This window comes from Pseudomonas sp. C5pp, from assembly GCF_000814065.1.
GTDB classification, from domain to species: Bacteria; Pseudomonadota; Gammaproteobacteria; order Pseudomonadales; family Pseudomonadaceae; genus Aquipseudomonas; species Aquipseudomonas asiatica.
The window spans coordinates 1-15,236 of the sequence record NZ_JWLN01000056.1 but is presented as its reverse complement, the minus strand read 5'-3'; the positions used below and the strand labels follow the sequence as shown (position 1 = coordinate 15,236).

Genomic DNA, 15,236 nt, shown 5'->3' with positions numbered 1-15,236 from the left:
TGCAGCTCGGTAAAAGGCACACGCACGACGGTGCTGGTAGAAGGTGCGGACATCTGAAGCTCCTTGTTGGAATTGGAATGGCTACAGCGTTGCAACGACAAAAACTTTCCTGCATGTGACAGCTATCTGTCAAATGTTGACTTGATGACAGAAAACAGCCATTTTCTTTCGCAAGCCTTACCCCTGGAGCCGCAGCATGAGCCAACCGATCAAGCAACGCCTGGAAAACAGCCTCGAAGGGGCCGCTGCTTCGGGCCGCAAGATCGCTACCTACATGCTCGCCAACCTGCATGAACTGCCGTTCCAGACCTCGGCCAGCATTGCCGTCAAGCTGGGCGTCAGCGAATCCAGCGTCGGCCGTTTCTGCCGCTCATTGGGTTATGCCCATCTCAAGGCGTTGAAGCAAGACCTGCAGAACGACCTGGGCGATGGCCCGTGGCTGGTGGGTGACCGCCTGCAAGATTACCGCCAGAATCAGGACGCCAGCGACAACGCAGGCAGCCTGGAGCTGGAAATCGCCGCCTTGGTTCGCGTGCACGAGTATCGCCAGAGCAGCGCCTGGCACAGCGTCGCCCAGCGCCTGGCGAGCAAGCAGCGGGTGTTCATTGCAGGTTTCCAGACCGAGCGCGGCATCGCCATGTGCATGAGCCACCTGCTGCAGTACCTGCGCGATGGCGTGCAGCTGGTGGATATGAGTGCCGGGCACTTTGGCGAAGTATTGCTGGGCCGCGCCGAAGACAGCGCCCTGGTGGTGTTCGAAGCCCGCCGTTATTCCCGCCATGCCCTGCTGTTGTGCCAGAAGGCGCGCGAGGCTGGCATAGCGGTCACGCTGGTGACCGACACCTTCTGTGACTGGGCCGATGCCAACGCCGACGAGGTGTTCCGCATCCCCACCGAGTTCAACCTGTTCTGGGAGTCCACCTCGACCATGCTGTCGTGGGTGCACCTGATGGTCAACGAGGTCTGCAAGAAGCTCGGGCCGGATGTTGAAAAACGCTTGGAAGCAACTGCCGCTCTACATAACGAATTCGTCGGCTACACCTCGTGGTCGACGGGAAAACAACAATAGCAAGAGTGCAATGAGGTGCGAGATGAACAAGACCATGGCCTTGGTGGGTGCGTGCGCCCTGCTGCTGTCGGGTGCCGCCAGTGCCGAAACCCTGCGTTTCGCCACCGAGGGCGCCTACCCGCCCTTCAACTATGTCGACGCCAATAACCAGTTGCACGGCTTCGACGTCGACATCACCCACGCCCTGTGCGAGCAGATGAAAGTCGAGTGCACGCTGGTGGCCCAGGACTGGGAAGGCATCATCCCGGCGCTGATGGCACGCAAGTACGACGCAGTGGTCGCGTCGATGATCAATACCGAAGAACGGCGCAAGAAAATTGCTTTCACCGACCACTATTACCGCACCCCGCTGACCGTTGCCGTGGCGAAGGACAGCAAGATCAGCGACGCCCAGACCAACTTCGACGGCTACACCGTTGGCGCCCAGTCGTCCTCCACCCAAGCCATCTACGCCGAAGACGTCTACGCAAAGGCCGGTGCCGACGTGAAGCTGTACCCGACCATGGACGAAGCCAACGCCGACCTGGCCGCGGGCCGCCTGGACGGGGTGATTGCCGACAAATTCCCGCTGAACGAGTGGATGACCAAGAACGGCGGGGACTGCTGCAAGATCCTCGGCGACGTGGCCAACACCAAGGCCGATGCCGCCATTGCCGTGCGCAAGGACGACGAAGCGCTGCGCCAGCGCCTGAACACCGCGCTGCAGCAGATCGTCGCCAACGGCACCTACCAGAAGATCGCCAGCAAATACTTCGCTTTCGATATCTACAACTGATCTTCAAGCCCTCATTGCCTGACCGGGCCCTATCGCCGGCAAGCCAGCTCCCACAGGTTGCTCACTGACCTGAAGAACAGCGGTGTACCTGTGGGAGCTGGCTTGCCGGCGATGAGGCCGGTGAGGTCAACACAAGGTGTTCGTCATGCTCGATCAATTGTCCTTGCTGTCCTTCGCCAGTGGAGGCTGGGGCCAGGCGCTGCTGGCCGGCGCCCTGGTCACCGTTTCCCTGGCCCTGGCCTGCCTGCCCATCGGCCTGCCGCTGGGCCTGGTGGTCGCCCTTGCAGCACGCTCGCGCAAGCGCTTGCCGCGAGCATGGGCCACCACCTTCTCCACCGTGTTCCGTGGCCTGCCCGAACTGCTGACGCTGCTGATCATCTATTACGGCTGCCAGATCGCCGCACAGAAGATCCTCGCAGCCATGGGCTACCAGGGTGAGTTCCTGATCAATACCTTCCTCGCCGCGATGATCGCCTTCAGCCTGGTGTTCGCCGCGTTCTCCAGTGAGATCTGGCTGGCAGCCTTCAAGACCCTGCCCAAGGGCCAGCTGGAAGCCTGCTCGGCGCTGGGCCTGAGCAAGCGCACCGGCTTCTTCAAAGTGCTGCTGCCACAACTGACCCGCATCGCCCTGCCCGGCTTGTCCAACAACTGGCTGTCGCTGCTCAAGGACACCTCGCTGGTATCTACCATCTCGCTGGTCGACCTGATGCGCCAGACCAACCTGGCCGTCAGCGTGACCAAGGAGCCGATGTTCTTCTATGGCGTGGCCTGCCTGGGCTACCTGCTGTTCGCCGCCATTTCCGGGCGCGTGTTCGCCTTCATCGAACGGCGCAGCAACCGCCACCTGCAAGGAGCACGCGCATGAGCTTCGAACAACTGCTGGCGCTGGTACTCGACCCCGACCTGCTGGAACGCTACGGCCCACGCTTCCTCGATGGCCTGCTGGTAACGGCCAAGCTGGTGGCAATTTCCTTCAGCCTGGGTGCCGTGCTCGGCCTGTTGCTGGCCCTGGCGCGCATGTCACGCAGCCTGCTGCTGCAGCGCATGGCCGCCGGCTATGTGTACTTCTTCCGCGGCTCGCCGCTGCTGGCCCAGCTGTTCCTTCTGTATTACGGCCTGGGTTCGCTCAAAGGCTTCTGGCAGGACGTCGGCCTGTGGTGGTTCTTCCGCGAGGCGTGGTTCTGCACCCTGCTGGCGTTCACCCTGAATACCGCCGCCTACCAGGCCGAGATCTTCCGCGGCAGCCTGATGGCCGTCGCCCCCGGCCAGCATGAGGCGGCGCGGGCGCTGAACCTGAAGCGCTCGACCACCTTTTTCAAGGTGATCCTGCCGCAGTCGCTGCTGGTGGCCATCGGCCCGCTTGGCAACGAACTGATCCTGATGATCAAGGCCAGCGCGATCGCCTCGCTGGTGACCATCTACGACCTCATGGGCGTGACCAAACTGGCCTTCTCGCGCAGTTTCGACTTCCAGATCTACCTGTGGGCCGCCGTGCTCTACCTGCTGATCGTCGAACTGGTGCGGCGCCTGCTGAAACACCTGGAAGCCCGCCTGGGCCGCCACCTGAACTGACCGAAGGATACGTTCCATGCATTGCCAGACCCTTGTCCTCGGCGCCGGCATCGTCGGCGTCAGCACCGCGCTGCACCTGCAGGCCCGCGGGCGCCAGGTGATCCTGATCGACCGCGACGAACCGGGCAGCGGCACCAGCCACGGCAACGCCGGGCTGATCGAGCGCTCCAGCGTGATCCCCTATGCCTTCCCGCGGCAACTGGGCGCGCTGCTGCGCTACGGCTTGAACCGCCAGCCCGATGTGCGCTACAGCCTGCTGCACCTGCCCAAGGCCGCACCCTGGCTGTGGCGCTACTGGCGCCAATCGGCCCCCGGGCGCCTGGCCGGGGCCGCCGCCGACATGCTGCCGCTGGTGCAGCGCTGCGTCGAGGAGCACGACGCACTGATCGCTGCCGCCGGCCTGGAAGGGCTGGTGCAGGCCAAAGGCTGGATCGAAGTGTTCCGTGACCCGGCGCTGTTCGAGCAGGCCAAGGCCGACGCCAAGGGCCTGAGCCGATATGGCCTGCAGTTCGAAATCCTCGAATGCGGGCAGTTGCAGGCCCGCGAGCACCAGCTGGATGCCAGCGTGGTCGGCGGCATTCACTGGCTCGACCCCAAGACCGTGAACAACCCTGGCGCCCTCACCCGTGGCTACGCCACCCTGTTCATGCAGCGCGGCGGGCAGTTTCTGCATGGCGATGCGCGCAGCCTGCGCCAGGTCGACGGCCAATGGCGGGTCGACAGCCGCCGCGGCCCGATCACCGCCAACGAGGTAGTGGCCTGCCTCGGCCCGCAGTCAGCCGACCTGTTCAGCGGCCTTGGCTACCAGATACCGCTGGCGATCAAGCGTGGCTACCACATGCACTACAGCACCCGTGACGGCGCGCAACTGGAGCATTCCATCTGCGACACCCAGGGCGGCTACGTGCTGGCGCCGATGGCCCGCGGCGTGCGCCTGACCACCGGCATCGAGTTCGACGCCAGCAGCGCGCCGGGCAACCAGATCCAGCTGGGCCGTTGCGAAGCCCTGGCGCGCAAGCTGTTCCCGGCCCTGGGTGAGCGCCTGGACGACACCCCCTGGCTGGGCCGCCGCCCGTGCCTGCCCGACATGCGCCCGGTGATCGGCCCGGCGCCGCGCCACCCGGGGCTGTGGTTCAACTTCGGCCACGCCCACCACGGCCTCACCCTGGGCCCGGTCAGCGGCCGACTGGTGGCCGAACTGGTCACCGGCGAACGCCCCTTCACCGACCCCGCGCCCTACAGCGCGACCCGTTTCGACTGAACCCCTGCGGGAGAACAACAAGATGACCGCACCACTGAGCCTTGCCACCCTTGCCCCCGAACCCGACCCACGCCCGGTGCTGATCCGCATCGAAGGCCTGAACAAGCACTACGGCGCGTTCCACGTACTGCGCGACATCGACCTGCAGGTGCGCGAAGGCGAACGCATCGTGCTGTGCGGGCCGTCCGGCTCGGGCAAGTCGACCCTGATCCGCTGCATCAACCGCCTGGAAGTGGCCCAGCAGGGCAGCATCAAGGTGGATGGCATCGACCTGGCGGCCACCACCCGCGAAGCGGCGCAGGTGCGCAGCGACATCGGCATGGTGTTCCAGCACTTCAACCTGTTCCCGCACATGAGCGTGCTCGACAACTGCCTGCTGGCCCCCACCAGCGTGCGCGGCCTGTCGCGCAAGGACGCCGAGGAGCGGGCGCGCATGTACCTGAGCAAGGTCGGCATCGAAAGCCAGGCGCACAAGTACCCCAGCCAGCTGTCCGGCGGCCAGCAGCAGCGCGTGGCGATTGCCCGGGCGCTGTGCATGAAGCCGCGGATCATGCTGTTCGACGAGCCCACCTCGGCGCTTGACCCAGAGATGGTCGCCGAGGTGCTGGATGTGCTGGTGCAACTGGCCGGCACCGGTATGACCATGCTCTGCGTCACCCACGAAATGGGCTTTGCCCGCCAGGTAGCCGAGCGGGTGCTGTTCCTCGAGGGCGGGCAGATCATCGAAGACAGCCCGCCGCAGGTGTTCTTCAACCAGCCGCGTACCGAGCGGGCCAAGGGGTTCCTGGCGCAGATACTGCACTGACACCTGTTCCGGCCTCTTCGCGGGCTCGCCCGCTCCCACAGGATCACCTCGGCCTTCGAGACCGGTGATCAACCTGTGGGAGCGCGCATGCCCGCGAAGAAGCCGGAACAGGCGATACCTTCATTGCACCGCTGCAAAGACCCAACTGCATCGTTAAATATTATTGACCTTACCCCCCGCCAAACCCACGCCACTACAGGCCCGCATCGGTTTAAGGCCCCAAAATCCGGCGCATTCCCTGCCATCAAGCCCTGCTCCGTCGTTTGACATATCGAACGGCTCTGGCAAGCTATCTACAAGCCCCGACCGGAATCGTCGCCTCCGACGAGCCGGCAGTGCTCGGGGCTACAGGTTGCACCTATGGCCCCGCGCCGTGCACCTGCACAACAACGACAGGCCGAACCTGTCCCAAGGTGACATATGTCCAACAGCAACATTGGCAACAAGCAACCCTCCCTGCGCAAACCCGTCGTCCTGATGACCATGGGCAGCCAAGAGCGCAAAGGCCATGACTACCAGGTCATGACCCACAAATACATCACCCCGCTGGTCGAGTTTTCCGATTGCGTCCCGGTGCTGGTGCCCACCTGCTGCGGCATCGAAGACCTCGAGACCTATCTGGACATGGCCGACGGCGTGTACCTGACCGGCGCCGGCAGCAACATCGACCCGGCCCTGTACGGCCAGGAAAACGAGACCCCCGGCAAAGGCCAGGACCAGAACCGCGACCTGTTCGACATCCCGCTGGTCAAGGCCGCGATCAAGCGTGGCCTGCCGATCTTCGGCATCTGCCGTGGCATGCAGGAAATCAACGTGGCCCTGGGTGGCGACATCTACCAGAAGGTGTACGCCGAGCCTGGCTTCAACGACCACCGGGAAAACCCGGAAGACCCGGTCGAGGTGCAATACGCCCAGGTGCACGGCGTGAAGATCAAGCCGGACAGCTGGCTGCGCGACACCCTGGGTACCGACGAGATTCGCGTCAACTCGCTGCATGGCCAAGGCCTGCACAAGCTCGGCACCGGCATCGAGGCCATCGCCCACGCCGAAGACGGCCTGGTCGAGGCGATCCATGCCCCGAGCATCTCGCCGTTCCTGTTCGCCGTGCAGTGGCACCCAGAATGGCAAGCGGCGAAGAACCCGGATTCGATCAAGATTTTCCAGGCTTTCGGCGACGCTTGCCGGGCCCAGGTACGCAAGGCGCAGATCAAGCGCCAGCACGCTGCCTGACCCCAGTTTCCTCTGCTTTGATCGCGGGGCGGCGCAAGGTCGCCCTCGTTTCCCCGGTCACCCTCTGCTGGTCCCAGAACACTTCCTGTGGAAACGGGCGGCGGGCTTGTGCCTGTCTCCGCGATCTTTTTTTCCTACCCCACCAAGAGATACGATGACTGATCGCAGTGAGGCTGCCATCTGTGTCTCATGCATTTCTTGTTGTCGCCTGTTCTGGCCTCTTCGCGGGTAAACCCGCTCCTACAGGGATCTCCGCAAATTTCAAGCGCGACGCGGTCCGTGTAGGAGCGGGTTTACCCGCGAAGAGGCCAGCACAGGCAATAACACTCCTTCCGCCCCTCCACAAAAAATCTCCCAAAAGGACTAGTCATCGTACAAGTTGTACGATAACTTACCTCCAACGCAAAACAACACCCTTCACCCAAGCGCCACAGGATGCCAACAACAATGACTCCACAAGAACTCAAATCCATCCTCTCCCACGGCCTGCTGTCTTTCCCGGTGACCGACTTCAACGCCCAGGGCGACTTCAACCCGGCTGGCTACGTCAAGCGCCTGGAATGGCTGGCCCCGTACGGCGCCAGCGCGCTGTTCGCCGCCGGTGGCACCGGTGAGTTCTTCTCGCTGGCTGCCAGCGAATACAGCCAGGTGATCAAGACCGCCGTCGACACCTGCGCCAAGTCGGTACCTATCCTCGCCGGCGTCGGCGGCTCCACCCGCCAGGCCATCGAATACGCGCAAGAAGCCGAGCGCCTGGGTGCCAAGGGCCTGCTGCTGCTGCCGCACTACCTGACCGAAGCCAGCCAGGAAGGCGTCGCCGCCCACGTCGAAGCCGTGTGCAAATCGGTAAACATCGGCGTAGTCGTCTACAACCGCAACGTCTGCCGCCTGAACGCCGACCTGCTGGAAAAACTGGCCGAGCGCTGCCCGAACCTGATCGGCTACAAGGACGGCCTGGGTGACATCGAGCTGATGGTGTCGATCCGTCGCCGCCTGGGCGACCGCTTCAGCTACCTGGGTGGCCTGCCGACCGCCGAGGTGTATGCGGCCGCCTACAAGGCCCTGGGCGTGCCGGTGTACTCCTCCGCCGTGTTCAACTTCGTGCCGAAGACCGCCATGGACTTCTACAACGCCATCGCCCGTGACGACCACGCCACCGTGGCCAAGCTGATCGACGACTTCTTCCTGCCGTACCTGGACATCCGCAACCGCAAGGCCGGTTATGCCGTGAGCATCGTCAAGGCCGGCGCCAAAATTGCCGGTTACGACGCCGGCCCGGTGCGTACTCCGCTTACCGACCTCACCGCCGACGAGTACGAAAAACTCGCCGCGCTGATGGACAAGATGGGCCCGCAGTAAGCGCCGCCCGCGGCCTGCCAGATGCCGCACCCGGAGTGGGCCAACCCCACTCCGGTTACAATTCGTGAGCCCGCACAAAAATAACTAGTGGGAGTACTACCAGCATGCAAGCGACGAAGAAGACGCATGTGCGCTACCTGATCCTGTTCATGCTGTTCCTGGTGACCACGATCAACTACGCTGACCGCGCCACCATTGCCATCGCGGGCTCCAGCCTGCAGAAAGACCTCGGCATCGATGCCGTGACCCTCGGCTACATCTTCTCCGCCTTCGGATGGGCATACGTGGCTGGCCAGATTCCTGGTGGCTGGCTGCTCGACCGCTTCGGTTCCAAGAACGTCTACGCCTTCAGCATCTTCACCTGGTCGCTGTTCACCCTGCTGCAGGGTTTTGTCGGTGGCCTGCCGGTGGCCTGGGCGGTGGTGACGCTGTTCACCCTGCGCTTTTTGGTCGGTTTTGCCGAAGCCCCGTCGTTCCCCGGCAATGCGCGCATCGTCGCGGCCTGGTTCCCGACCCAGGAACGCGGCACCGCCTCGGCCATCTTCAACTCGGCGCAGTACTTCGCCACCGCATTGTTCGCACCGATCATGGGCTGGATCGTGTTCAGCTTCGGCTGGGAGCACGTGTTCGTGGTGATGGGCGCACTGGGCATCGTGTTCTCCATGGTGTGGCTGAAGACCATCTACAACCCGCGCCAACACCCACGTATCAGCCCAGGTGAACTCGAACACATCGAGCAGAATGGCGGGCTGGTGGACATGGACCAGAAGCGCGGCAACGACGGCCCGAAATGGGGCTACATCAAGCAACTGCTGACCAGCCGCATGCTGCTGGGCGTGTACCTGGGCCAGTACTGCATCAACGCCATCACCTACTTCTTCCTCACCTGGTTCCCGGTGTACCTGGTGCAGGAGCGCGGCATGACCATCCTCAAGGCCGGCTTCATCGCCTCGCTGCCGGCGGTCTGCGGCTTCATCGGTGGTGTGCTGGGCGGGGTGATCTCCGACTGGCTGCTGCGCCGCGGCAACTCGCTGACCTTCTCGCGCAAGCTGCCGATCGTCTGCGGCCTGCTGCTGTCGACCACCATGGTGTTCTGCAACTACGTCGACGCCGAGTGGATGGTGGTCGGCTTCATGACCCTGGCGTTCTTCGGCAAAGGCATCGGCGCGCTGGGCTGGGCGGTGGTCGCCGACACCTCGCCGAAACAGATCGCCGGGCTGTCGGGCGGGCTGTTCAACACCTTCGGCAACATCGCCTCGATCACCACGCCAATCGTGATCGGCTACATCATCAGCGCCACGGGCTCGTTCAAGTGGGCCCTGGTGTACGTCGGCGCCAACGCCCTGGTGGCGGTGTTCAGCTACCTGGTGATCGTCGGCCCGATCAAGCGCATCGAGCTGCGTGAAAGCCCAAAGCCTGACGCCGAGCCAGTGGCCGGCAGCGAACTGGCCGGCTCGCGCCACTGAGTGAACACGCCCGCGGCGGCCACCCTGCCGCGGGCGGATGTACAAAAGCCTGAGAACCTGACAAGTAGGGCCCGAACATGCAGTTGATCGAACATTCCGACTCGCCCCGCTACGTCCGCCTGCACGACGACGACAATGTCGTGGTGGTGGTCAATGATGGCGGCCTGGGCGAAGGCGCCCGCTTCGCCGACGGCCTGACCCTGGTCGAGGGCGTGCCACAGAGCCACAAGGTGGCCACCGTAGCCATCGCCAAGGGCGAACCGGTGCGCCGCTACGGGCAGATCATCGGCTACGCGCTGGAAGACCTGCGCCAGGGCAGCTGGGTGCAGGAAAGCCAGCTGGCCATGCCGGCCGCGCCGGAGCTGGACAGCCTGCCACGCTGCGACGCCGTCCCGCAGCCGCTGCCGCCGCTCGAAGGCTTCACCTTCGAAGGCTACCGCAACGCCGACGGCACCGTCGGCACCCGCAACATCCTCGGCATCACCACCACCGTGCAGTGCGTGGCCGGCGTGCTGGAGCATGCGGTCAAGCGCATTCGCAGCGAGTTGCTGCCCAAGTACCCCAATGTCGATGACGTGGTGGCGATCACCCACAGCTACGGCTGCGGTGTGGCGATCAACGCGCGCGATGCCTACATCCCGATCCGCACGGTGCGCAACCTGGCGCGCAACCCCAACCTGGGCGGTGAGGCCCTGGTCATCAGCCTGGGCTGCGAAAAGCTGCAGGCCGGCCAGGTGATGCACGACAACGACCCGTCGGTGGACCTCAGCGACCCGTGGCTGTACCGCCTGCAGGACGCCAGCCTGGGCTTTGTGGAAATGATCGAACAGATCATGCAACTGGCCGAGACCCGCCTGAAGAAACTCGACCAGCGCCGCCGCGAAAGCGTGCCGGCCAGCGAACTGATCCTGGGTATGCAGTGCGGGGGCAGCGATGCCTTCTCGGGCATCACCGCCAACCCGGCGCTGGGCTACGCCGCCGACCTGCTGGTACGCGCCGGCGCCACCGTGCTGTTCTCGGAGGTGACCGAAGTGCGCGACGCCATCTACATGCTCACCTCGCGGGCGGAAAACCAGGAGGTCGCAGACGCCCTGGTGCGCGAAATGGACTGGTACGACCGCTACCTGCAGCAAGGCGCCGCCGACCGCAGCGCCAACACCACGCCGGGCAACAAGAAAGGCGGCCTGTCAAATATCGTCGAGAAGTCGCTGGGGTCGATCGTCAAGTCCGGTAGCGGCGCCATCCAGGGCGTGCTCGGCCCGGGCGAGCGGGTCAACCGCAAAGGCCTGATCTTCTGCGCCACCCCGGCCAGCGACTTTGTCTGCGGCACCCTGCAACTGGCTGCTGGCATGAACCTGCATGTGTTCACCACCGGCCGCGGCACCCCGTACGGCCTGGCCATGGCGCCGGTGGTCAAGGTATGCACCCGCAGCGAGCTGGCCCAGCGCTGGCCCGACCTGATCGACATCGACGCCGGGCGCATCGCCAGCGGCCGCTCGACCATCGAGGAGCTGGGCTGGGAGCTGTTCCACTACTACCTGGACGTGGCCAGCGGCCACAAGCAGACCTGGGCCGAACAGCATCGCCTGCACAACGACATCACCCTGTTCAACCCGGCACCGATTACCTGATGCCAAGGGCTTGCCCGACTCAATATTGCAACGCGGTCCCTGTGGGAGCGGGTTCACCCGCGAACACCGGCAAAGCCGGTGCCATACACCGAGTTGCCTGCTTCGCGGGTGAACCCGCTCCCACAGGGTCCGAGCAAACGCCTCAAGCACGTTCTCTTCATTCACTACTCTCTACAGGAGCACCCCATGCCTGAAATCCTCGGCCACAACTTCATCGCCGGCCAGCGCAGCGCCGCTGGCCAGCAGCGCCTGCAGAGCCTGGACGCCAGCACCGGCGAGGCTCTGCCCTACAGCTTCGCCCAGGCCACCGAAAGCGAAGTGGACCAGGCCGCCAAGGCCGCGGCCGCCGCTTTCGCCGAATTCCGCCAGTTGGCCCCGGCGCGGCGCGCCGAATTCCTCGACGCCATCGCCGCCGAGCTGGACGAACTGGACGACGCCTTCGTCGCCATCGTCTGCCGTGAAACCGCCCTGCCCCCCGCCCGTATCCAGGGCGAGCGCGGCCGCACCAGCGGCCAGATGCGCCTGTTCGCCCAGGTGCTGCGCCGTGGTGACTTCCTCGGTGCGCGCATCGACCTGGCCCTGCCCGAGCGCCAGCCCCTGCCACGCGTGGACCTGCGCCAGATGCGCATCGGCGTCGGCCCGGTCGCCGTGTTCGGTGCCAGCAACTTCCCGTTGGCCTTCTCCACCGCCGGCGGCGATACCGCTGCGGCCCTGGCTGCCGGTTGCCCGGTGGTGTTCAAGGCCCACAGCGGCCACATGGCCACCGCCGACCTGGTTGGCTGTGCCATCCAGCGCGCCGCCGAGCGCACCGGCATGCCCAAGGGCGTGTTCAACATGGTGTTCGGTGGCGGCGTCGGCGAGTGGCTGGTCAAGCACCCTGCCATCCAGGCGGTCGGCTTCACCGGCTCGCTGAAAGGCGGTGACGCCCTGTGCCGCATGGCCGCCGAGCGCCCGCAGCCGATCCCGGTGTTCGCCGAGATGTCCAGCATCAACCCGGTCATCATCCTGCCGGGCGCCCTGGCCAAGCGTGGCGAAGCCATCGCCCGAGAACTGGCCGGTTCGGTGTGCCTGGGCGCAGGCCAGTTCTGCACCAACCCAGGCCTGGTGATCGGCCTGCAGTCGCCGCAGTACAGCCAACTGCTGGCCGAGCTTGGCCAGCACCTGAGCCAGCAGGCCGGCCAGACCATGCTCAACGCAGGTGGCCTGCGCAGCTACGTCGGTGGCCTGGAGCACCTGCACGCCCATGCCGGTATCGAGCACCTGGCCGGCCAGGCGCAGGCAGGCAGCCAGGCGCGCGCCCAGCTGTTCAAGGCCGATGCCCGCCTGCTGGTGGAGTCTGACCCGCTGCTGCAGGAAGAAGTGTTCGGCCCGACCACTGTTGCCGTGGAAGTGCAGGACAATGATCAGTTGCGCGCCGCCCTGCTCGGCCTGCGCGGCCAGCTGACCGCGACCCTGATTGGTGAGCCGGAAGACCTGCAGGCCTTCGCCTGGCTGGTACCGCTGCTGGAAGAGAAGGTCGGGCGGATCCTGGTCAACGGCTACCCGACCGGTGTCGAGGTGTGTGATGCGATGGTGCACGGCGGGCCTTACCCGGCCACGTCGGATGCGCGCGGCACATCGGTAGGCACCCTGGCCATCGACCGCTTCCTGCGCCCGGTGTGCTACCAGAACTACCCGCAGGCACTGTTGCCTGAGGCACTGCGCGACGGCAACCCGCTTGGGCTGCGCCGGCTGGTGAATGGCCAGTGGAGTGAGGGCGCGATCTGATCGCCCCTTGAAACCAGAAAGCCCCGCGCATGGCGGGGCTTTTCTTTTGCCTGTACCGGCCTCTTCGCGGGTAAACCCGCTCCTACAGGGACCGCGCCGTACTTACAGGTAATGGATAACCTTGTGGGAGCGGGTTTACCCGCGAAGAGGCCAGGTCAGGCAACAGAGAAGCCTCAGGCCCCCTGCGCCTCGGCCTCTTCATGCGCCTGGCGCAAGCGCTCGCGGCTGTTGCTCAGGTGCATGCGCATGGCCATCTTCGCCCCTTCACTATCACGCCGGGCGATGGCTTCGTAGATCGCCTCGTGCTCGTGCATCAGCCGGCTCATGTAGTGCGCCTGGTTATCATGGGCCAGCCGCGCCGAGTTCAACCGGGTACGCGGGATGATGCTGGTGCCTAGGTGGTTGATGATGTCGGCGAAGTAGTGGTTGCCGCTGGCCTGGGCAATGCGCAGGTGGAACTGGAAATCCGCCGACACCGCATCCGTGGCGTGGGCGGCCCCTTCGTTGAGTTCGTCCAGCGCCGCACGCATGCCGGCCAGCTCTTCATCGCTGCGCCGCTGCGCCGCCAGGCCCGCCGATTCGATCTCCAGGGCAATGCGCAACTCCAGGACCGCCAATACTTCGCGCAGGGTGACCACGGTCGCCGGGTCGATACGGAAACCACCCGTGGCTGGCGCGTCCAGCACGAAGGTGCCGATGCCGTGGCGGGTCTCGACCTGCCCGGCGGCCTGCAGCCGCGAGATCGCTTCACGCACCACAGTGCGGCTGACACCCTCTTCGGCCATGATCTGCGATTCGGTCGGCAGCTTGTCGCCGCGCTTGAGCTGGCCGCTGCGAATGCGCTCGGTCAGCACCGTGACCAGTTCCTGGGCCAGACTGCGCGGCTTGCGCCGGGTCTTTGCCTGTACCTGCTGCTCTGTCATTGCCCTGTATTTCACCTTGAAAGACAGCGCTCATCATAGCGCAAGCAGTTGTACGATCACATACACGCAGTGCGGTATTTCTCGGCGTCCGCAGGCGACACGCAGCCCTTAACGCAACACTGGAAATGCTGGCCCCTCGCAGGTGCAAGCCTGTACTGTGCGGTTTCACGCTCATCCATGGAAGGAAAACACCGCATGAAACCCCTCGACCGCTTGTTGCTAGCCAGTGGCCTGTTGATCCCCTTCTGGCTGCTGGCAGGCGTATGGTTCACCGCCCTGGCCTACCCCGGCTACGACCACCTGCAACAAGCCATGAGCCAGCTCGGCGCCGTCGGTTCGCCGACCCAGAACTGGTCGCCGTTGGTCAACAACTTCCCCCTTGCCATGCTGTTCACCCTGTTTGCCTGTGGCCTGGCGCGGCGCTGGCGTGGTTCGAAGCTGGCATTGCTGAGTGCGGCGCTGGTGCTGTTGCATGGTCTGGGCAGCCTGGGTACCGGCTGGTTTCCCTGCGACCAAGGTTGCGCTCCGGCGCAGCCTTCCCCTTCACAGCAGCTACACAACCTGTCCGGCTTGCTGATGTTCCTTTCGCTGACCCTTGCAAGCGCACTGTGGGCCTGGTTGGGCAATCGCATTGCCTGCTCCAGGGCGCTGGGGCTGTTTTCCCTGGCTTGCGTGGTGCTGGCGATCGTGACCGTCGTACTCATGGGCAAGGCAGCGCAAAGCGGCCAATGGTTCGGCCTGTACCAGCGCCTGAACTACGGCGTATCGGTGATCTGGGTCGCCAGCCTGGCCTGGACCAGCCTGCGCACACACCGCGCCAGCCCGTTGCGGATGGCAACAACCTGACGGCAATTTGCTGGCCCCCGGTAGCTGCTTGTGAGGGCAAACTTCGTTTTCCTTCAGATGCTTAGGACAGCAACATGCGAGTACTTCTAGCAACGATGGCCGGCTGCCTGCTAGCCACGCTCGCTTTCGGCGCCCAGGCACGGGCGCTGAGCCAGAACGATCGCCACACTTGCGGCTGGGGCGCGCAGATAGCCGCCGAGGCCCAGCAGGCCAAGCTTTCCGGGGTGACCCTGTATGCCACGCGCAAGAAGTTGCAGGCGCGCAAATTCCCCAAACCGTGGATGCGCATGACCGCCTTCGGCATTACCGAACAGACCTACAACAGTCGCTCGCGGCTAAAGCCTGCAGCGATCAAGCAGACCTATTACGAGCAGTGCGTGCAACATGCGGTAGCAAGGCGATAAAGCGCTGGCTCTTTGGGCTGCGCTGTCGCGCAAAAAACAAATATCGCTCGTTTGAAGCGTCCTCTGTAGGAGCAGCCTTGTGCTGCGAAGAGGCCGGTACAAGCAATAGACAAGCTTTGTCAGTACCG

At 64.6% G+C, this 15,236-nt stretch carries 14 protein-coding genes; 13 read left to right on the top strand and 1 reads right to left on the bottom strand.

Going from position 1 to position 15,236, the window contains the following annotated elements:
• Positions 1 to 196 precede the first annotated feature (196 nt).
• From RR51_RS27390 to RR51_RS27340, 11 genes are all read left to right on the top strand, one after another.
• Positions 197 to 1,069: a MurR/RpiR family transcriptional regulator gene (locus tag RR51_RS27390; protein ID WP_024087285.1), complete on the top strand. Its 873-nt coding sequence runs from the start codon at positions 197 to 199 to the stop codon at positions 1,067 to 1,069.
• A gap of 22 nt (positions 1,070 to 1,091) precedes the next feature.
• A complete protein-coding gene (locus RR51_RS27385) occupies positions 1,092 to 1,844 on the top strand; it encodes a transporter substrate-binding domain-containing protein (protein ID WP_025338834.1) in 753 nt (250 codons plus the stop codon).
• Between the two features lie 145 nt (positions 1,845 to 1,989).
• Positions 1,990 to 2,709 (top strand): ABC transporter permease, encoded by a 720-nt coding sequence (locus RR51_RS27380; protein ID WP_004376260.1) that lies wholly within the window; start codon positions 1,990 to 1,992, stop codon positions 2,707 to 2,709.
• Entirely contained in the window at positions 2,706 to 3,416 is a 711-nt protein-coding gene (locus tag RR51_RS27375; RefSeq protein ID WP_004376258.1) for an ABC transporter permease, read from the top strand. Before RR51_RS27380 ends, RR51_RS27375 begins: the two co-directional genes overlap by 4 nt.
• A 16-nt stretch (positions 3,417 to 3,432) precedes the next feature.
• Positions 3,433 to 4,677, top strand: coding sequence for an NAD(P)/FAD-dependent oxidoreductase (locus RR51_RS27370; protein ID WP_039615341.1), 1,245 nt, complete (start codon positions 3,433 to 3,435; stop codon positions 4,675 to 4,677).
• A gap of 22 nt (positions 4,678 to 4,699) precedes the next feature.
• Positions 4,700 to 5,482, top strand: coding sequence for an amino acid ABC transporter ATP-binding protein (locus RR51_RS27365; RefSeq protein ID WP_013972988.1), 783 nt, complete (start codon positions 4,700 to 4,702; stop codon positions 5,480 to 5,482).
• A 420-nt stretch (positions 5,483 to 5,902) separates the two neighbouring features.
• The gene (locus tag RR51_RS27360) at positions 5,903 to 6,712 is read left to right on the top strand and encodes a gamma-glutamyl-gamma-aminobutyrate hydrolase family protein (RefSeq protein WP_013972989.1); all 810 of its coding nucleotides are present in this window, start codon (positions 5,903 to 5,905) and stop codon (positions 6,710 to 6,712) included.
• A 447-nt stretch (positions 6,713 to 7,159) separates the two neighbouring features.
• Positions 7,160 to 8,071 carry a 5-dehydro-4-deoxyglucarate dehydratase gene (gene kdgD / locus RR51_RS27355; protein ID WP_039615340.1) on the top strand — a complete coding sequence of 304 codons (912 nt, stop codon included), beginning with the start codon at positions 7,160 to 7,162 and terminating at the stop codon, positions 8,069 to 8,071.
• 104 nt (positions 8,072 to 8,175) lie between these two features.
• On the top strand, positions 8,176 to 9,537 hold the full coding sequence (locus RR51_RS27350; protein ID WP_023660766.1) for an MFS transporter: 1,362 nt from the start codon (positions 8,176 to 8,178) through the stop codon (positions 9,535 to 9,537).
• Between the two features lie 77 nt (positions 9,538 to 9,614).
• Positions 9,615 to 11,168, top strand: coding sequence for a galactarate dehydratase (gene garD / locus RR51_RS27345; protein ID WP_039615339.1), 1,554 nt, complete (start codon positions 9,615 to 9,617; stop codon positions 11,166 to 11,168).
• Between the two features lie 186 nt (positions 11,169 to 11,354).
• Complete coding sequence (locus tag RR51_RS27340; RefSeq protein ID WP_039615338.1) at positions 11,355 to 12,935, top strand: aldehyde dehydrogenase (NADP(+)); 1,581 nt, start codon at positions 11,355 to 11,357, stop codon at positions 12,933 to 12,935.
• A 173-nt stretch (positions 12,936 to 13,108) separates the two neighbouring features.
• Here RR51_RS27340 and RR51_RS27335 read toward each other — a convergent pair whose 3' ends face one another.
• The gene (locus tag RR51_RS27335; protein WP_039615337.1) at positions 13,109 to 13,858 is read right to left on the bottom strand and encodes a FadR/GntR family transcriptional regulator; all 750 of its coding nucleotides are present in this window, start codon (positions 13,856 to 13,858) and stop codon (positions 13,109 to 13,111) included.
• Between the two features lie 195 nt (positions 13,859 to 14,053).
• On the opposite strand from RR51_RS27335, the gene RR51_RS27330 reads away from it, so the two are divergent.
• Entirely contained in the window at positions 14,054 to 14,704 is a 651-nt protein-coding gene (locus RR51_RS27330) for a DUF998 domain-containing protein (RefSeq protein WP_039615336.1), read from the top strand.
• A 74-nt stretch (positions 14,705 to 14,778) separates the two neighbouring features.
• Positions 14,779 to 15,108 carry a hypothetical protein gene (locus RR51_RS27325; RefSeq protein ID WP_023660807.1) on the top strand — a complete coding sequence of 110 codons (330 nt, stop codon included), beginning with the start codon at positions 14,779 to 14,781 and terminating at the stop codon, positions 15,106 to 15,108.
• Positions 15,109 to 15,236 lie beyond the last annotated feature (128 nt).